The 17,726-nt window shown below is 47.8% G+C and carries 16 protein-coding genes, 1 tRNA gene and 1 pseudogene; 3 read left to right on the forward strand and 15 right to left on the reverse strand.

Translation table 11 applies throughout. The annotated features are described in order from the left end of the window. Positions 1–63 precede the first annotated feature (63 nt). From EII14_RS01070 to EII14_RS01085, 4 genes are all read right to left on the reverse strand, one after another. A complete protein-coding gene (locus EII14_RS01070) occupies positions 64–294 on the reverse strand; it encodes a 4Fe-4S binding protein (protein ID WP_124930724.1) in 231 nt (76 codons plus the stop codon). 13 nt (positions 295–307) lie between these two features. After that, a complete protein-coding gene (locus EII14_RS01075) occupies positions 308–580 on the reverse strand; it encodes a hypothetical protein (RefSeq protein WP_124930725.1) in 273 nt (90 codons plus the stop codon). Positions 581–739: 159 nt separating this feature from the next. Beyond that, entirely contained in the window at positions 740–1,405 is a 666-nt protein-coding gene (locus tag EII14_RS01080) for a YggS family pyridoxal phosphate-dependent enzyme (RefSeq protein ID WP_124930726.1), read from the reverse strand. Between the two features lie 18 nt (positions 1,406–1,423). Beyond that, positions 1,424–1,879: a DUF4494 domain-containing protein gene (locus tag EII14_RS01085; protein ID WP_124930727.1), complete on the reverse strand. Its 456-nt coding sequence runs from the start codon at positions 1,877–1,879 to the stop codon at positions 1,424–1,426. Between the two features lie 1,174 nt (positions 1,880–3,053). On the opposite strand from EII14_RS01085, the gene EII14_RS01090 reads away from it, so the two are divergent. The 3 genes from EII14_RS01090 to EII14_RS01100 all read left to right on the forward strand — a co-directional run bounded on the left by EII14_RS01090 (position 3,054) and on the right by EII14_RS01100 (position 6,651). Continuing rightward, positions 3,054–3,124 (forward strand) — tRNA-Cys (locus tag EII14_RS01090). 55 nt (positions 3,125–3,179) lie between these two features. Then, positions 3,180–4,058: an LPS export ABC transporter ATP-binding protein gene (lptB, locus tag EII14_RS01095; protein ID WP_233569323.1), complete on the forward strand. Its 879-nt coding sequence runs from the start codon at positions 3,180–3,182 to the stop codon at positions 4,056–4,058. A 97-nt stretch (positions 4,059–4,155) separates the two neighbouring features. Then, entirely contained in the window at positions 4,156–6,651 is a 2,496-nt protein-coding gene (locus EII14_RS01100) for a prolyl oligopeptidase family serine peptidase (protein ID WP_124930728.1), read from the forward strand. Between the two features lie 70 nt (positions 6,652–6,721). Here the strand turns inward: EII14_RS01100 and EII14_RS01105 are convergent, their stop codons facing one another. From EII14_RS01105 to EII14_RS01150, 11 genes and pseudogenes are all read right to left on the reverse strand, one after another. Next, on the reverse strand, positions 6,722–6,961 hold the full coding sequence (locus EII14_RS01105) for a hypothetical protein (RefSeq protein ID WP_124930729.1): 240 nt from the start codon (positions 6,959–6,961) through the stop codon (positions 6,722–6,724). 22 nt (positions 6,962–6,983) lie between these two features. Then, complete coding sequence (rplS, locus tag EII14_RS01110; RefSeq protein ID WP_124930730.1) at positions 6,984–7,346, reverse strand: 50S ribosomal protein L19; 363 nt, start codon at positions 7,344–7,346, stop codon at positions 6,984–6,986. Between the two features lie 302 nt (positions 7,347–7,648). After that, positions 7,649–8,905, reverse strand: a complete 1,257-nt coding sequence (locus EII14_RS01115; protein WP_124930731.1) for a nucleoside permease — start codon at positions 8,903–8,905, stop codon at positions 7,649–7,651. Between the two features lie 291 nt (positions 8,906–9,196). Further along, positions 9,197–10,171, reverse strand: a complete 975-nt coding sequence (locus tag EII14_RS09630) for an AMP-binding protein (RefSeq protein ID WP_370241656.1) — start codon at positions 10,169–10,171, stop codon at positions 9,197–9,199. Positions 10,172–10,231: 60 nt separating this feature from the next. Beyond that, positions 10,232–11,293 (reverse strand): annotated as a pseudogene (locus EII14_RS09635) (o-succinylbenzoate synthase); the annotation flags it as partial. A 175-nt stretch (positions 11,294–11,468) separates the two neighbouring features. After that, positions 11,469–12,326 carry a 1,4-dihydroxy-2-naphthoyl-CoA synthase gene (gene menB / locus EII14_RS01125; RefSeq protein ID WP_124930732.1) on the reverse strand — a complete coding sequence of 286 codons (858 nt, stop codon included), beginning with the start codon at positions 12,324–12,326 and terminating at the stop codon, positions 11,469–11,471. A gap of 7 nt (positions 12,327–12,333) precedes the next feature. Continuing rightward, positions 12,334–13,869, reverse strand: coding sequence for a 2-succinyl-5-enolpyruvyl-6-hydroxy-3-cyclohexene-1-carboxylic-acid synthase (menD, locus tag EII14_RS01130; protein ID WP_124930733.1), 1,536 nt, complete (start codon positions 13,867–13,869; stop codon positions 12,334–12,336). 153 nt (positions 13,870–14,022) lie between these two features. Beyond that, entirely contained in the window at positions 14,023–14,748 is a 726-nt protein-coding gene (locus tag EII14_RS01135) for an SDR family oxidoreductase (protein WP_124930734.1), read from the reverse strand. A 95-nt stretch (positions 14,749–14,843) separates the two neighbouring features. After that, positions 14,844–15,167 carry a nucleotide pyrophosphohydrolase gene (locus EII14_RS01140; protein ID WP_124930735.1) on the reverse strand — a complete coding sequence of 108 codons (324 nt, stop codon included), beginning with the start codon at positions 15,165–15,167 and terminating at the stop codon, positions 14,844–14,846. A gap of 192 nt (positions 15,168–15,359) precedes the next feature. Further along, the gene (gene lpxA, locus EII14_RS01145; protein WP_124930736.1) at positions 15,360–16,154 is read right to left on the reverse strand and encodes an acyl-ACP--UDP-N-acetylglucosamine O-acyltransferase; all 795 of its coding nucleotides are present in this window, start codon (positions 16,152–16,154) and stop codon (positions 15,360–15,362) included. Positions 16,155–16,278: 124 nt separating this feature from the next. Next, complete coding sequence (locus EII14_RS01150; protein ID WP_124930737.1) at positions 16,279–17,676, reverse strand: TolC family protein; 1,398 nt, start codon at positions 17,674–17,676, stop codon at positions 16,279–16,281. Positions 17,677–17,726: the final 50 nt, after the last annotated feature.

The raw sequence follows: 17,726 nt of genomic DNA on the forward strand, positions 1-17,726 counted from the left end.
TATTGAGCGTCAAAAAAAAGACAGGAAAAATAAGAGAAAAGAGTAAGAGAGATGTCTGCTTTTTTACTCTTCTCTGATTTTATAAACAGTGATGCAACCATCGGGGCAAACCTGCGCACAAGACGAACACCCGATGCAGGCATCGGGATTTACGTCTTCACTAAAAGCATAACCACGATGATTGACCGACGTAGTGGAAAGAGCCAAGGTTTGCGTCGGACAAGCCACGACACAGAGCCGACACCCTTTACATCTGTCTTGATCGATCACCACGGCACCTCTGATCTTAGCCATATTGTCTTTGCTTTTAAGGATTTAAATTGTCTTTATAATAGAAATCATAAATGTCCGTGAGCATACTCAATGCCTCGGCGGCAGGACTGTCGTTGTCGCATTCTACGGCACGCAGAAAACAGCCTTTCGCATTTTTCCAATCCGAACGCTTCGAAAAGATCAAGCCCATGAGATAATATCGATCGCTGTCGCTCAACCCTTCCGGTTGTTCGTTTTTGAGTCTATGTTCGGCTTCGAGCAAATGTCCGTTACGGATCAGGACTATGATTTCGTCTTTCGATTTCATTTTTCGCAAAAATACGATTTTCTTCTACAATATGGGAGTTTTCCAATCCTTTTTCTCCTATTGAAAGGTCGTTAAATCTTGTCAAAACGCACATTCAAAAGGATTTCGGGAGCGTTTCGAGGGCAAAAGATGATGTTTTTCAAACGAACACAGCCGTGTTTATCGACTGCCGAAAATCTTTGTACCGATGCGCACCAAGTTGCTGCCTTCTTCTATCGCAATGGGATAATCGTCTGTCATTCCCCAAGAACACTGAGAGAAGTCTTTGCTCTCCTTAAAATACCGCTCACGAGTTTCTTCAAACAAATCGCGAGCCGTCCGAAATTCTTTACGTATCTGCTCTCTGTCGTCTGTGAAAGTGGCCATGCACATTATGCCGCAAAAACGCACATTCGACATGCCTCTCCATGCTCCTTTCTCCAAGAAATCTCGAAATTCCTCTATGGAAAAACCATATTTGGTTTCTTCTTGTGCGATGTGTATTTGAAACAAGCACGAAATGACACGATTGTTTTTTTGCGCCTGTCTATCTATTTCCGTAAGCAGCTTCACACTGTCCACGGCGTGAATGAGCGAAATATAAGGGGCTATGTATTTCACTTTATTAGCCTGCAAATGCCCGATAAAATGCCACTCGATGTCAGTGGGGAGGATTTCATGCTTTTGTTGCAATTCCTGCACCCTGCTTTCCCCGAAAATACGCTGCCCTGCATCATAGGCCTCTTGCAAAGCCGAAACAGGCTGAAACTTAGACACAGCCACAAGATGAACTTCGGGCGGAAGTTCACGGCGAATTTGGATGAGGCGATTTTGTAGTTCTGTCACGATACTGGCTTAAAAGAGTTATTCGGTCTTTTCAGGAATATCGGCCTTGTAGTGATAAACATCCATGATCGGAGTTTCCGCAACAGAAGCAATGACATAGTCCATCATCGAGCCTTTCATGCCCAAATCCAAACGCTTTACGGCATCGCGCAAATCGGACGCTTGAATCAAGATATTGTGAGAAGACTTCTTCTCTTTACCGCTTTTTTCATCAAGGGTGACAAACACAAGTTTTCCCTTAAACCATCGATCGGCCTCTGCATCCGTTGTTTCAAAAATTTCAGCAAACCGCGCCCTTTTAATGTCGCTCACCTGAAACTCTCCGGTCATAAAAGGTGCAACTTCCTCTATGATGCGTCGTTCGGCTTCCGTAAAGTTGAGGGCATCGACCAAATAAGGCTCGTTTACCTTTTTCACCATACCGTTTTCGAGCGTGCGTTCGTATTTTATCTTACATTCAAACCATTCTGCCATTGTTTGCGAGTTTTATTGATGATTATTCTTCTTATACGCGAAGAAGTATCTGCTCCCGGCGGCTTATTCCGAAATCCGTGCAATCCTCTTCACTTGGCAAAGGTAAGCAATAAAAAGGAGATTGACAACAAAGAGAAACCCTACATGATGAACTTTGTCGTGACATTGAAGCGGAACAAGAAATATGCCCCATTCAAAACATGACGAAGCCGGAAAAGCGTTTACCTCTGAGTTTTGAAAAACTACCTTTGAGATATTTTTTTCTACCTCAAAGATAAGGAAATCTACCTCCCGACAAAATGAAACACCTTCTTTACTTTTCGCACACGCGCATGTATAATCAATGCGTTCCGAAACATTAAAATATATCCGGAAAAGCGGAAGAGGAGATGAGGCCATTTCTGCGTAAACAACAACATTCATCCTATTACCGGGACTTTTTCTTCTTTTTATCTACATTGTCTACACTATCCCTCTTAAATCGCAGATTTATAAACCGTTGCGAATGTATACAACGTGGCAAATCAACTACATTCGTCATTACAACCTACACATTGCATCGGCAAAGCGTGCAGATGCCCCGAAAGCCCCGATGTAGGCAGTGTAGGTTTTGGGAAAATCGGTCTACATCTCTTTCTATTTGTGTATCATGGATTTAGAATCTTTCAATGTATATTGAAATGCCGCCACATACACTTGTATCTTGCTAAAATTCAGCGATATGAAAGGTATAGTGTAGGTTTTTCGACGATTTCTCAAAAGAACATAGGATAAGCCACACAATGTGCTATCCTTCCTCCTAAAAACCACGTTTGAGTTGTAGCCAAAGGCACGTTGGAACCAATTACGGAGAAATAGGAGCCATTTTGCTGAGGTTTCGTTTTTTTGAAGAAATTGTTTTGCAGAGATTTCTGCAAAAATATAAAGATACGCCGGCCGTTTCCGAAATATCAAGCCGCTAAACCCTAAAATTGAACTCGACAAAGAGGAAATGGAATTTGGATGACGCACCGAAAAAGTCTGAGAACAGGTTTGAAAAAAACTCCACAGAGTAGAAAAAAGCTCACATTTTACACTGTTTTTCTTCATCTCTGCCCCACTCTCGATAAAAAACCAAGAGAAATACTTGCAAGTTCAAAAAAAAGTAGTACTTTTGCACTCGTAAAACAAAAACGGTACCATGGCCGAGCGGTTAGGCACAGGTCTGCAAAACCTGCTACAGCAGTTCGAATCTGCTTGGTACCTCTTTTTCTAAGGAGCGCCTCATTTTTGAGTTGCTCCTTTTTTAGTAACAAACAGCATGAAAGAAAACGCTCCTCTTTCGGACAAAACGCAGTCTGCCACTCCGACAGAACAATGTTCCCCTCTTTTGCAAGAGCCCTACGAACAACAAGAAAAAGACGCTGCCCAACCCTTGGTGCTTCGCACTGAGGGATTGGTGAAACGCTACGGAAAACGAACAGTCGTCAATGACGTTTCATTCGATGTAAGACAAGGAGAAATCGTCGGATTACTCGGCCCCAATGGTGCCGGTAAGACGACGTCGTTTTATATGACTACCGGATTGGTCGTGCCCAACGACGGGCATATTTATCTCGGCGAACGGGAAATCACCAAGTATCCCGTCTATAAAAGGGCGAAATCCGGCATTGGCTATCTGGCACAAGAAGCCTCCGTGTTTCGGAAGATGAGCGTGGAGGATAATATTTCGAGCGTACTTGAAATGACCGATAAAACGCGAGAAGAACAGCAAGAAATGCTGGAATCGCTGATCAGTGAATTTCGTCTGCAAAAAGTCCGTAAAAACCTTGGCGACCAACTTTCGGGAGGCGAGCGGAGGCGTACGGAAATAGCACGTTGCTTGGCGATAGACCCCAAGTTTATCATGCTCGACGAACCTTTTGCCGGTGTAGACCCCATCGCCGTGGAAGATATTCAATACATCGTGTGGAAACTGAAAGACCGAAACATCGGCATTCTTATTACCGACCACAACGTGGAAGAAACCCTCTGTATCACCGACAGAGCTTATTTGCTCTTTGAGGGCAAAATCCTTTTTCACGGAACACCGGAAGAACTCTCTGAAAACCAAATTGTCAGAGATCGCTATCTCACCAATTCATTCAAGCTCCGAAAAAAGGACTTTCAGCTTATCTCCGAACAGCGCGAACAACAGTAGCCTTGTTTTTTCGCGTATTACTTTTCTTTGTTTTTTCATCGCAACAGACAACGCCTCAATATCGCGGCATCTTTGTCCTGCTTTTTCCCTCTTTATCATGAAGAAAATCAACCTCTCTTTTCCCCTTCTCTTTTTTACTCTCTTTTGCTCTCTCTCTTCCTCCTCGGCTTTGGCGTCTCCTTTGTCTGAGGACACTCTTTTTGTCCGACAAGCCTATTTGGACGCCTCTTTCCCCTTGTTCGCACCTTTCCGTACCGACAGCGTAAACTTGAAAGGAGAACAGTTCGACCCTGTCGAAACACTCAAACACAACGCCGTTTTGGCCATGCGTCGCTCCAATCAGAAGGCAGAAATTCTGCAACAGGGCACGGCGTTGAACAAGGAGTCGCTCCATGTTGTGCGCTTCACTATCGACACAGAAAAATGGAAGAAGGTCAAATTGAACGTTGCCAAGACAAAACGTTTCGACATGTTCCTAAATGGTTCCTCCATTCATGTGCCCGAACTTCCGCTGCGCCCCGGACGCAGTGAAGTGGCTCTTTTGGTCTATTCCGACCGAAATGCAACCGACACTTTTCACGTATCGCTCGTCGGCAAAGACTTGAAAGACATAAAACTCAACAATGGCGAAAAGCGGAAGTTTTTGTTAGACGACATGAAACACGGCGAACGTTTCTATAATGTCAGCATTTCTCCCTCCGGACGCTATCTCCTCACCCACTACTACGAAACCAATCGCAACGGAAGCACCAATTACCGCAGCGTGCTCTCCGAACCGGCCAAAAACAAAACGCTTCTTCGTACAAACAGCTATGCCGATTTCACATGGATGCCGAAACGCGACGTGCTCTATGCTACCAAAGCAACGGAACACGGCACGTCGCTCATTGCCTTGGATCCTGCTACGATGAAAGAAGAAACCGTAGCCACCGGAATGCCGGAAGGAAGTTTCAGAATTTCCCCCAACGAGAAATTCCTCATTTTCAATCTTCCCGACGAGCAACCCCAAAGCAAAGGAGCACTTAAACAACTTCTACATCCCGACGATCGGCAGCCGGAATGGCGGCACCGCTCCTCTCTTTTCTATTTCGACATATCGAGCGGCACATTGCAACGACTCACGTTTGGCAAAGAAAATATTCACCTCGAAGATATCACCGACGATGGCAGCCGCATCTTATTCATGCGCCACACCATGAAGCCCGAACGCTCGCCGTTCAGCCTCACCGATGTCTACGAAATGACTTTGGCAACGGGGCAAGTGGACACACTCCTCTTCGAACAGCCTTGGATAGAAAAGGCACAATACAGTCCCGACTCACGGCAAATTCTTTTCACCGCATCTCCCGCTGCTTTCGAGGGAATCGGCAGTGAAGTGAAAGCCGACCAACATCCTCAAAGTTTCGACAAACGCCTCTTTCTATACGACATTAAAACCCAAAAAGCTTCTCCTCTTTTGCAGAACTTCAAACCCTCTGTGGCAGAAGCCGCATGGCACACGGCCGACAACAATATCTATATGAAGTGTGTGGATGGCTACGACGAAACGATATGGAAACTCGATCCGAAAACCGGCAAACGACATCGTTTCGATCTCCCGGTGAGCTATGTCGAAAGATACAGCATAGCCAACACCCCCAATCCGGCCATGGCTTTTTTCGGACAAACCGGAACTTCCTCCCGTAACGCATATTTCACACATCTCTCGTCCCCTCGTCCCAAGTGTACACCTTTCGGCGAAATTTCTTTTGAAAAACTCTATCATGACACTCGCGTGGCCTCCTGCACTCCTTGGAGCTTCACCTCTTCGCGCGGTGATCAAATCGAAGGTTTCTACTATTTGCCTGCCGATTTCGATGCCGAGAAGAAATACCCGATGATCGTCTACTACTATGGCGGTTGCATGCCCACTTCTCGCGTTCTCGAATTTCACTACCCTCTTTCCGTTTTGGCCAACATGGGCTACGTCGTTCTTGTCGTCGAGCCTTCCGGTGCCATCGGCTTCGGACAAGAGTTTGCCGCACGTCATGTCAATACATGGGGAAAAATGTCGGCCGACGACATCATAGAAGGCACAAAAGCCTTTTGTAAAAGTCATGCCTATGTTAATACTCAAAAAATCGGCTGTATGGGAGCGAGCTATGGCGGTTTTATGACGCAATACCTGCAAACCCAAACCGATATTTTTGCAACGGGAGTAAGCCATGCCGGCATCTCCAACATTGCCTCCTATTGGGGAGGGGGATATTGGGGCTACACTTACGGAGAAACGGCCATGTACGGTTCTTATCCGTGGAATAATCCCGACCTCTACATCAAACAGTCCGCCTTGTTTCAAGCCGACAAAATAAAAACTCCCCTTTTGCTCATTCATGGCACGCAAGACACCAACGTACCCACCAACGAAAGCCAACAACTATTCACGGCATTACGCATCTTGGGCAGAGAAGTCAGCTATATCGAAGTTCCTGCCGAAAATCATGTGATCATGGACTATTTCAAGCGTTCTCAATGGCAAGAGGCCATCATGGCTTGGTTTGCAAAACACTTGCAAGACAACGCCGATTGGTGGAAAGAACTGGGTTTTGAATAACTCTTCGCCACCTTTGCCCCCTCTGCAAAACTACCATTATTTCCCCTTTTAATTCCTCAGCAAAAGCCTCTTATAAAATTGCCCATTCCGTTCTTTTGGGAAATTGTGCAATTTTACAAGAGGCTTTTGCTAAGATTTTATTTCTCACAAAACAAAAAGTCTGATTTGTCGGCAGATTTAATCTTGATTGCAGACTTTGAAACAGATAGGTTTCATGAGAGAGTATTTGAAAGGGAGGGATACGACAAGTTTGTGAGATAACAAAAACCGTTTCAAAACCATCAGGTCTTGAAACGGCTTCTTGTTTCAAATATAAGCCAATTTTCTTTGGCTTATGCTTTGCTTGCAGTGCGCTTTTCTTTAATGCGAGCTTTCTTACCTGTAAGACTACGGAGGTAGTAGAGCTTGGCACGACGAACTTTACCCACTTTGTTCACTTCGATGCTCTCGATAGCAGGAGATTCGAGCGGGAAAATACGTTCAACTCCAATCGTACCGGACATTTTGCGAACAGTGAAACGCTTCTTTTCACCGTGTCCTGCAATTTTGATAACAACGCCGCGATAAAGCTGTGTGCGTTCTTTGTTACCTTCGACGATTTTGTAAGCTACGGTAATGGTATCACCGGCCTTGAAAGAGGGGTGTTGTTTACCGGTAGCAAATGCTTCTTCAGCAATTTTGATTAAATCTGCCATTGTGACGGATGTATTAAATTGTTAATCGCCCCAGCCCAACATTCTCCGGATTCTACTGTATCTCATTCCAATATTTGGGTCTTTTAGGAGATACGCCGGACAGCGGTTGAGCGGAAAAGCGGAGCAAATTTAGTGATTTTCGGAGAGTTCACCAAATGGTTTTGACACAAACTATCTTTTTTCATGCCCTGAAACGCGGTATTTGCATCGTTTCCTTTTCAAAACGAGCAAACTGTGCTCTCAAAAATCTCTTTTCCCGACCTCCGCCGTTATACTGCGATGCCGGAAGATGTATTCGGAGTTTATCGGGCTTTCTTTTCGCGGAAAATCAAGAAGAAGCTCACTGCCACGGCGAACGCATAAGCAGCAAAAATGCACCACACCGTCTGCCAATCTCCCAACATGTGTCCGTTTTCATTGTGTACAAACAGATTGACGATGAACTGTGCGCCAAGAGTGCCGACAGAAGCACCGATACCATTGGTCATCAGCATAAACAAACCTTGTGCGCTCGAACGAATACTCGAATCTGTTTCTTTGTCCACAAAAAGAGATCCCGAAACATTAAAGAAGTCGAAGGCTACACCATAAACCAGCATTGAGAGGATGAAGAAGACCACACCCGGAAAAGCCGGATTGCCGAGAGCAAAGAAGCCGAAACGAAGCACCCATGCCGACATGGCAATGAGCATGACTGTCTTGATGCCGTATCGTTTCAAGAAGAAAGGAATGAGCAAGATACAAAGCGTTTCTGATATTTGAGACAAAGAGATCAGGATATTGGCATGCTCCACGAAGTAAGACCCTTTGAAAACTTCATTGGCAGAAAAGCTGCTGATGAAAGAGTTGGCATAAGCATTGGTTATTTGAAGACTTACTCCCAAGAGCATCGAGAAGATAAAGAAGAGTGCCATTCTGCGATGTGCAAAGAGCTTAAACGCATTCAGTCCCATGGCTTCAAGCAAACCTTTCTTTTCATTGCCTTTGGTCAAAGGACAAGCCGGCAGCGTGAGGGCATAGGCCGAAAGCCCCAAGCTCCAAGCCGCAGAAAGGAAAAACTGCTTCTCGCTGTGTTGCCATCCCAAAAGATCGACCAACCACATGGAGGCAATGAAACCTATCGTGCCGAAGATGCGAATGGGCGGAAAATCCTTGATCGTATCCAATCCGGCACGTTCAAGAGCGTTGTAAGAAACGGAGTTGGTGAGTGCCAACGTCGGCATATAGGCCGCAACGCTGAGCGTGTACCAAGGGAAGATGGATTCAAACGTAACATTTCCCGTCAGCCCGATATAGCCGACGACGATCATGGTCAATGCGGCCACGAAATGACAAATCGACAACATACGTTGTGCTTCGATCCAGCGATCGGCGATAATGCCGACAACGGCCGGCATAAAAATTGATACGATGCCTTGCACTGAGTAAAACCAACCGATGTTGGCTCCGATGCCCATTTTGGCCAAATAGCCACCCATCGAAATCAGATAAGCCCCCCAAACGGCGAACTCCAAAAAGTTCATCGCAATCAGACGTTCTTTAATCGAATTGTTGTTCATTAGTATTGTAAATTTTAAGATTAAGGTTCAAGCTCTGTGAAGACGAGAAAAAGAAATTCGACCGCAAACACAGGATAGAAACCAATGCTTTGTTGATTTTGGTCTGCAAATATAGAAAAAATATAGAGAAAAAACTCTCTCGAAAAAAAAAACTGTATTTTGCGCCATGAAGGCGGAAATATTTTTGTCTTTTTTACACAAATTCGGGATACATTTTCTTATCACACGCTGCAACTCCGCAGCGGAAAGCAGAATGGCAGCCTCGCTCATTGACAATGCCGTCAAATCTCTCTACAAATCGCCGGCGGTCGTGTCTTTTGACATTTCATTCGGTTGCTCATGATCCATTTCGGCAAGCCTCATGGCAAGTTGCCGTGCTTGAAGCCGTGCCGGTTTTCCGGTTTCGGTGAATGGGAGGCGATCGACGGAAAAATATTTGCGTGGCACCTCGTAGCGTCCCAGCAAGGAGCGACAAATCGAGGGCAAATCGGCCGCTGTCGGTTCATGAAGCATCGTCAGAGCATCTCCCAAAACGGTATCGGGAACTGCCGTGAGCAGAAAGCGACAAGGCAGGGACGAAAGTTTGGCTTCGAGTTCTTCCACTTGAAATTTGAGTCCTCCCGAACAAATCACATTGTCTTTGCGTCCGAGAATGCGAAAACGACCGTCGGGCAGGAGTTCGGCCAAATCATTGGTCACTAATCGTTTCGGACAGACATCGGGAGCCTCCACCGTCAGACAGCCGTTTGAATCGAGAGCAACCCGAACTCCTGTCAAAGGCGTGTAGTATTCTTCGGGAGATGCCCCATTGAGTCTGCGCAAGGCGATGTGCGAAAGGGTTTCCGTCATGCCATAAGTGCTGTACACCTCGCCGCGACACGCTCCCACCGCCTCGATCAATTCGCGGCTCACGCTTCCCCCTCCGATGATGATGCGCGGCGTGGCGTGAAAGAGTTCTCGCTCTCCGTCGGTTCGGAGCGACACCAAAGCCTGCATGGGGGTCACGGCCAGAAACATGGGAGGGCAGATCAGCCCTCGAAGCGGATGCGTGTCGGGAGTGGCAAGAAGCAAACGAAGTTTACCCAACAGCGCACGCACCACCATCATCTTTCCTGCAATATAATCGATTGGTAAACAAAGCAGTGCAGTGTCGCCTTCTTTCAAACGAAGATATTTCAACGTTTTTTCTGCGCCGGCCGCCATGTTTTTTTTCTCCACGACGATCGTTTTAGGCGTTCCGGTGCTACCGCTCGTTTTCACCTTCATGGTGGAAGCCTCACTGTGCCAATCGGAGATAAAAGCCTTCACTTTTCCCTCAAAATCCCGCCGTTCTCTATCGCCTGCCCAAAGACAATCGCCTTCCGGATGAAGAGAAACGGAGCGGTGATTGGTTTCAAAGAGTTGTCCGGTTCCCAAACCTTGCGGCAGTGAAGGCAGTGATGCATAGCGTCGGCTGCACCATTGCGCTATGGCGTTCAACCCAACGTTGCTCTCCAAAGCCGATGTTGCCCAGTGTCCGATGCGACGTTCTTCTGCCAAAGAGATCCACTCGTCGGCTCCGGAGAAACCGCCATGGAGTGTGGGTTTGAGAATGATGTATTGAGGGCGTATCGTGTCCAGCAAATCCACTCGCTCTTGGGTGGTGTTCACGCCGATCAGTTCTTCGTCGAGGGCTATCGGAATGGGAGAGGTTCGACACAACTCCGCCATGCTTTCCCATTGCCCCTGCCTGATGGGTTGCTCGATGCTGTGAAGATCGAACTCGGCCAGTCGTTGAAGCCGCTCCATGGCCTCCCGAACTGCAAACGCTCCATTGGCATCGACTCTGATTTCGAGATGTCGGTTGCTGTGATTTTGTCGAAGTTTTCGGAGCAAGTCGAGTTCTTGCTCGAAGTCGATGGCACCGATTTTGAGTTTCACACAGCGAAATCCGGCCGCAAGTTTCTCTTCCATCCTTTGCAGCATTTCTTTGAAATTTCCCATCCACACAAGCCCATTGATGACGAGGCTGTCCTCCCCCCTCGAAAAAGGCGTGTCGAAAAGGCGAAACGGATCTCCCGTGGCCTTGCATGCTTCATAGGACAGAAGTGCAGTTTCCAATCCCATCAAGATAGAGGGAAAGTTCGTGAGCATTTGCCGGGGAATCTCCCCTGTCGCGGTCAATGCTTCGCAGGCTTTTTTCAACACGTCGTCATATCGCGACATGTCGTCGCAACTCAGTTGCATCAGCGGTGCACATTCTCCGATCCCACACAGAGGGCGATTGCCGTCGTTTCCACGAAGTTCTACATACCAAAGTTTACGCTCGCGATAGATGCCGCGAGAGGTGCCTGCCGGCTGTTTGAAACGCAAGGTTTCGGGACGGATGTTGATTTGAAAATGAGATATGAGCCGCTCCACAAGAAATGTTGGAAAAGAAAATGGATGAAAAAAAAGAGCAACGAAACACAGCAAAAACTACCTCAGAGGTAGAAATTTCTGCCTCTGAGGTAGTTTTTTTTAGATTGGAGGTAGAATTTTCTTTCTCACCAATACGGAAAACCGCCTCCGATGGCATTTCGTCTTACGGAAGTTTGGGAAATTTTGACCAGTCGGGTTTTCTCTTTTCAAGAAAAGCCCGTCCGCCTTCATGAGCTTCATCGAGCAGGTAGTAGAGCATCGTGGCATCTCCGGCCAACTCCTGTATGCCGGCCTGTCCGTCGAGCTCGGCATTCAATCCGGCTTTGATCATGCGCAAGGCGAGAGGCGAATGCTCCATCATGCGCTGTGCCCACTCCACGGTTTCGTCTTCCAAACGCTCAAAGGGCACAACTTTATTGACCATGCCCATTCGTTCGGCCTCTTGGGCGGAATACAATCGGCAAAGAAACCAAATTTCGCGCGCTTTCTTTTGTCCGACGATACGTGCCATGTAGCTCGCACCAAAACCGGCATCAAACGAACCGACTTTGGGGCCGGTTTGACCGAATTGTGCATTTTCGGCGGCAATCGTCAAGTCGCACATCAAATGCAGGACATGACCACCGCCCACAGCGAAGCCATTGACCATGGCAATGACGGGTTTGGGAAGAGAACGGATTTGCTTCTGAACTTCGAGCACATTAAGACGAGGCACGCCGTCGCCGCCGACATAACCTCCGCGCCCTTTGACATTCATATCGCCACCTGCACAAAAGGCTTCCGTGCAGATGCGCTCTTCTTCCGTCTGTCCTTCTTTGAGCGGCGAGTGTGCGCCCGTGAGCACAACGACAGAAATATCTTGTGCCTCACGGCAATGGCGGAGGGCTTCGGAAATTTCGGAAACGGTGGTCGGCGTGAACGCATTGCGATAGCGCGGACGATTGATCGTGATGCGGGCGATGCCTTCAAAAAAGTCGAAAAGAATCTCTTGGTAGTTTTTAATGGTTTGCCAGTTTCGCATGTTTTTTCTATTTGGGGGTGATGAATACTTCTAAGATGACAGGACGATCAGCCTCGATCTCCGTCAGTCGGTGTATGAGGCGGTCGGCTTCGGAGTCAAAGGAATCGACACTCTCCGAAAGATAGGCGCAACGATAACTCTCGGCTATGCCGCGAGCCGTGGCAGAATGAGCCGCTGCCACAAAATGGGGAAGAGCCGGACTTTCCGAAAGACCGGGGAGATGATGAAAAATCTCTCCGCGAGCATTGTTGATGAGCAGCACACGAAGCTGTCCGCCCAAATGCTCGTTCCAAAGGGCATTGACGTCATAGAAAAACGAAAGATCGCCCAAGATGCAGAGGGTAAGTCGGGAGGAAAGAAGCGCATATCCTGCCGCGACAGACAAAGATCCCTCGATGCCGTTCGTGCCCCGATTGCCGTAAACCGGAATGTCGATGTGGGAAAAATGGCGGTTTGCCCACCGCACGGCGGTGCTATTACCCAAGAAAAGGGCTTCGATTTGCTCGAAAACAGGAGAGAGAGAGCGTGAAGGAAGATGCGAAAAAAAATCGCCGACAGCAGCCTTGGAAGGTAAACGTTCGGCCAGTTGCCGCAAAGCGGCCTTGGGAGAAGCACAGATCTTGGTGTCGAGGTGAAGGAAGGTGTCCGGCAGCTCGTCGTCGGGTGCAATGCGAATGACAGAACACTGCCCCATGCTGCGAAGATGGAGTTTGAAATCCTTATTGACCATAGCACCGCCCACATGAACAACGAGATCGGGCTTCGGAACTTCGGAGTCGAGCAGAGCGGCCATGCTCATGTCGCCATGACCGCTCAGGATTTCGGCATAAACCAGCATTTTGTGTTCATCTCGCAATCGAGCCACAATTCGAGAACAGTCTTCTTCATATTGTCCGATGAGGAGCAGCGGCAGTCGCGAGGCGGAAATCCGTTCGATGACGGCGTCGGGAAGAGGCTGTTCGACCATGGGTCTGACGACGTTGATCTTACGCACGGCGGGCAACACTTTCTCGTTGAAAAGAAACAAGGGTTCCGAAATCGGCAGGTTGATGTGTATGGGTTGGCCTCCGTTGTTTGCTGTGGAGTTCAAGGCTTCGTTGATCAAACGTTCGCAATGTTGCACTCCATGGACGTCATGAGGCTCTATCAACTGCCACGACGGGGCAAAAGGAGCAAGTGCTCCGGGCTGAGGCAGGGTTTGTCCGTCGAGCTGGCCAATCCATTGCTCCGGCCGATCGGCCGAAACAATGATGAGGGGAATATGACGAAACGAAGCCTCGGCCACACCGGGAAGCGTGTTGAGGAGCGCACTCCCGGAGGTGACGGTCACGACGACGGGACGACGTGTTTTCAACCAAAGACCGATACCGACAAATGCCGCACTGCGTTCATCGGTGATCGGATGAAGACAAAACTTCCGAGAAACATACAGATTGTGTACCAATGGGGCATTGCGCGAACCGGGACAAACCACGACTTCTTGAATGTCGTGGGCAACGAGCAGAGCCGTCAGAAGATTGACGTTGGGTTTATTGGAGAACATATTCTTTTTCGACAAAGAAAAGTGGCTTTCGGGGAAATCGGCAACGAGAGTTGAAGCACTGAAAGCCGATGCAGCATGTGGGGCAGAAGCGAAAAAACGTTTTGAAAAACGGTCTGCCGAAAGTTTCCGTTAAAAAGATCACTCAGGAAAAGATCAAGGAGTGATTTTCAAACGCTCCCAAAGCCAATTGGGCACCAAACTCCAAATGGCGACCAATATGCGGTATCGCCAATCGATGACAACCACCCTACGGCGACGATGGAGGGCTTTGACAATGGCAGCAGCAACACGTTCCACCGACATCACGGACGGATAGTCTTCTTTTTCAATAAAAGCAGTGTTTACAAATCCCGGACGGATGTCGGTAAAACAGATGTCGTAGCCTTTGATGTGAGCCAACTGGGCGAGAGATTGAAAATAGGTGTACTGATAGCGTTTCGTGGCACTATACGAAGGGGATGCACCAAGTCCCTTTATGCCGGCAATCGAACTAATGACCGCAATGTGCCCTTTGCGGTTGGTTTCGGTAAAATAATGGAAAGCCGCACAAATCATTTGCGTGAAACCGTAGCCGTTGGTCTGAACCGTAAGCAGCTCTTTGTCGGCTTCCAACTCCAAATTGGTGAAACCGATGCCCGAACTATGCAGATAGAGATCCATTCCTCCCATTCGGTCGATGAGTTCGATAAGCCTCGACGGCGCATCGGGAGAAGTTACATCAATGGTGGATACAAAAATCTGTTCGGGAGCGGTGGCTTGAAAATCGAGTAATAGTTCTTGACGGCGTGCCGCCACTCCGACACGATGACCTTGCGCAACCAAAAGCCGGGCGGTTTCGAGCCCCAAGCCGGAGGAGGCACCTACTATGATGATATTCATGAGCAAAAATACTTTAAGAAAAAGAAAGACAGACTCCCCTACTCTCGAAGCTGTCGTCAAAAAAACGACTGATGCGGGGAAGAAAGCCCCAAAAATTATCTTAACTTTGGGTTATCGAGGTGACGTTTGTTGTCGCGAAGCGTTTTCTTCTGCAAGTTGGCTTCAAAAGCGGCGGTCAAATCGACACCGGTCTGATTGGCCAAACAAAGCAACACCCATAAGACATCGGCCATTTCGTCGGCCGGATTGTCGCTTTCATTGGCTTTGAAAGATTGATCACCATAACGACGAGCCATGACGCGTGCCAATTCTCCCACTTCTTCGGTGAGGATCGCCATGTTGGTGAGTTCGGAAAAATAACGTACGCCGTATGCTTTGATCCATTGATCAACGGCAGTTTGTGCTGCTTGAAGTGTCATTTTTTTAAGATGTTTGAAGGACGTATATATATATGCTTGCTCGTCTGTTTAGAGCACATCGAAATGCCCGTGGCTAAGCTAAAACGTCTGTCTAAACCGAACCGACAAACACAAAGTGCATAATGCTCTTATGTTTGTCGGTTGTCCCGAAACGGAAGGAAACGATGCGGACAACAGAGCCGGCCCTTGTGGTCAATACTCTGCTTCGGCGGCGCGGATAATGCCGTTCTCGGTCGTAGAAATAAAGTCGGTGATATTTGTAATTTCTGGAGAGGGAGAAATCTGTTCGTGGATTTTAATCACAGCATCTTCCAAAGAGAAGTTTCCTGCGGTGATGAGCCGAAAAGTATTGACCAAGTGACGAAGTAAACGGTCGTCGGCATGAGGAAGGGCTTGAAGAATCACTTTTGTGTTTACCCCATGGTAAAGGGCCGGATTTCCACCGAAAATGGCGTAAGGTAAAACGTCTTTTTGCACTCGACAACCGCTTTGCAACAAAGCCATTTTACCAACGCGAACCCGACGCTGCACCATCGCCGCCGAAGACAGAATGGCGTAGTCTTGAATTTCGCAAGCACCGGCCACACTGACAGAAATGCCCAACACACAATGGTTGGAGATATGCACATCGTGGCAGATGTGCACCTTGTTCATCAAATGATTGTTGTCGCCTATGCTTGTTGCGTCTTCCGTGCGGTTGCTGCCGGCAATGACTACGTTTTCCCGGATCACATTGTTGTTGCCGATCACCACACGCGGACGTTGCGATTTCTCATAACGAAACGATTGCGGTTCTGCACAAATTACAGTGTTTTGGTGAATCACGTTTCCGGCGCCCATAGTGGTTCCATTAAGAACGCAGGCATGTGGCATGATGACACAATTATCACCGATGGTGACGTCTCCCTCGATATAGGCAAAGGGACGAATATCGACATTCGCACCGATTCGGGCTGCGGGATCGACATGAGCGAGAGGACTGATCATTGATAAAGTGAGATTTGAAAAGACAAAAAATATGAGACAGAGAGCCGGTGCTCATTTCAAAAGAGGAAAGCAGACGTTGCTCAAAAATACTTCTTTCCTACAAAGAGGTGTCGAAACGCAAAAGCTATTGACGTCCGCCTCCGAGCGATTTGTAAAGCGCGATGACGGCTTGCACCTTCGCATAACGTTGATTGATCAAAGCCAATCGACCATTGAGAAGATTCATCTGTGCGGTGAGCGTTTCGAGATAAGTTGTCGTGTTGCCGTTGCGAAAGAGAAACTGCGTGTCGTCATTGGCTTTTTTCAACTGTTCAAGTTGCAGCTCTACCAGTTGTGTGGTCTGACAAGCCGTGTGGTATTTTGAAAGAGCATCGCTCACTTCTTTTCCTGCTCTCAACAGAAGACGCTCGAAATCGAGTTGCGCAGCCTCTTGGCGCAACTTGGCCATTTCAAAATTTCCTTTGATTTTTCCTTGTGCAAAAAGCGGTTGCGTGAGTGAAGCCACACCTGCTGCCAAAAACTTGCCGGGATTCATGACCATACCACCCAAGGAATTGGTAAAAGCTCCTTGTGCGCTAATCGTGATGTTCGGAAAGAATGCCCCTCTGGCAGTTTGAACGCCATAGAAAGTGCCGGCCAATTTGGCCTCTGCAATGGCGAGGTCGGGACGATTGGCCAAGAGAGAAAGAGGCATGCCGAGAGAAAATCGGGCAGGAAAGCCCTCTGCGGTAAAGACGGAGCGTTCGATAGCGTGCGGCGTTTCGTGCAAAAGCAGGCAAAGGGAGTTTTCCACCTCTCGAATATTATTCTCGATTTGCGGAATGGTTGTTCCCAATTTCAACACTTGGGCTTTCGCACTCGCAATGGAAGCAGAATTGGTGTAGCCCGCATCTTTCATCGCCTCCATGGCCTCGATGTTTTTATGCCACAACTCCAACGTCGAGCGAGTGGTACCGAGTTGCTCATCAAGCATTTGAAGACTGTAATAAAGGTTTGCCACTCCCGTTATGATTGCGGTATGGGCAGCCTGTCGTGCCGCTTTGGTTTGCAACACTCCGAGTTCACCCTGCTTCTTGGCATTATACAGCTTACCGAAAGCGTCGATCTGCCAAGATGCCGCCACGGGAAAGTCGTAAGTGGAATGTGCATCAAATCCGTCAATGAAAGTTTTGGTTATCGTTCCTTTCGGATTAAAAGAGAACTGAGGAAGATAAGACAACTTATTGATGCGCAGACCGATTTCGGCTTGCCGGATCGTCAATGCGGCTTGTTGCAAATCGACATTCTGCCGTAAGGCTTTGCCGATAAGAGCTTGGAGTTTTTCATCGGTGAACACTTCCTGCCACGGCATATTGCCAAACGAAGAAGTGTCGGCAAGCAACACCTCTCTCTCATCGCCAAGATCTCGGTAGAGCTTTTGTGACATTTGCTCCATGCGGCTCGTATCGCGACGATAATGCCCGAAAAGGCCACAACCGGAGAAAAGCATTCCTACCACAAAAAGATATAAAAAAGATTTCATTGTCGTTTCATTTTGAGAGAACAGAAGTAGAAAGCGGAAACTTTCGGCTT

The organism is Alloprevotella sp. OH1205_COT-284 (assembly GCF_003859795.1).
In the GTDB taxonomy this organism is placed as follows: domain Bacteria; phylum Bacteroidota; class Bacteroidia; order Bacteroidales; family Bacteroidaceae; genus Alloprevotella.

Bases quoted from the DNA above. Each gene is read 5' to 3' on its own strand.
- EII14_RS01085 (WP_124930727.1), bottom strand. From the start codon at position 1,879: ATGGCAGAATGGTTTGAATGTAAGATAAAATACGAACGCACGCTCGAA.
- lptB (WP_233569323.1), top strand. From the start codon at position 3,180: ATGAAAGAAAACGCTCCTCTTTCGGACAAAACGCAGTCTGCCACTCCG.
- menB (WP_124930732.1), bottom strand. From the start codon at position 12,326: ATGCGAAACTGGCAAACCATTAAAAACTACCAAGAGATTCTTTTCGAC.
- EII14_RS01070 (WP_124930724.1), bottom strand. From the start codon at position 294: ATGGCTAAGATCAGAGGTGCCGTGGTGATCGATCAAGACAGATGTAAA.
- EII14_RS01140 (WP_124930735.1), bottom strand. From the start codon at position 15,167: ATGACACTTCAAGCAGCACAAACTGCCGTTGATCAATGGATCAAAGCA.
- rplS (WP_124930730.1), bottom strand. From the start codon at position 7,346: ATGGCAGATTTAATCAAAATTGCTGAAGAAGCATTTGCTACCGGTAAA.
- EII14_RS01135 (WP_124930734.1), bottom strand. From the start codon at position 14,748: ATGAATATCATCATAGTAGGTGCCTCCTCCGGCTTGGGGCTCGAAACC.
- EII14_RS01075 (WP_124930725.1), bottom strand. From the start codon at position 580: ATGAAATCGAAAGACGAAATCATAGTCCTGATCCGTAACGGACATTTG.
- EII14_RS01115 (WP_124930731.1), bottom strand. From the start codon at position 8,905: ATGAACAACAATTCGATTAAAGAACGTCTGATTGCGATGAACTTTTTG.
- EII14_RS09630 (WP_370241656.1), bottom strand. From the start codon at position 10,171: ATGAAGGTGAAAACGAGCGGTAGCACCGGAACGCCTAAAACGATCGTC.
- menD (WP_124930733.1), bottom strand. From the start codon at position 13,869: ATGTTCTCCAATAAACCCAACGTCAATCTTCTGACGGCTCTGCTCGTT.
- EII14_RS01150 (WP_124930737.1), bottom strand. From the start codon at position 17,676: ATGAAATCTTTTTTATATCTTTTTGTGGTAGGAATGCTTTTCTCCGGT.
- lpxA (WP_124930736.1), bottom strand. From the start codon at position 16,154: ATGATCAGTCCTCTCGCTCATGTCGATCCCGCAGCCCGAATCGGTGCG.
- EII14_RS01100 (WP_124930728.1), top strand. From the start codon at position 4,156: ATGAAGAAAATCAACCTCTCTTTTCCCCTTCTCTTTTTTACTCTCTTT.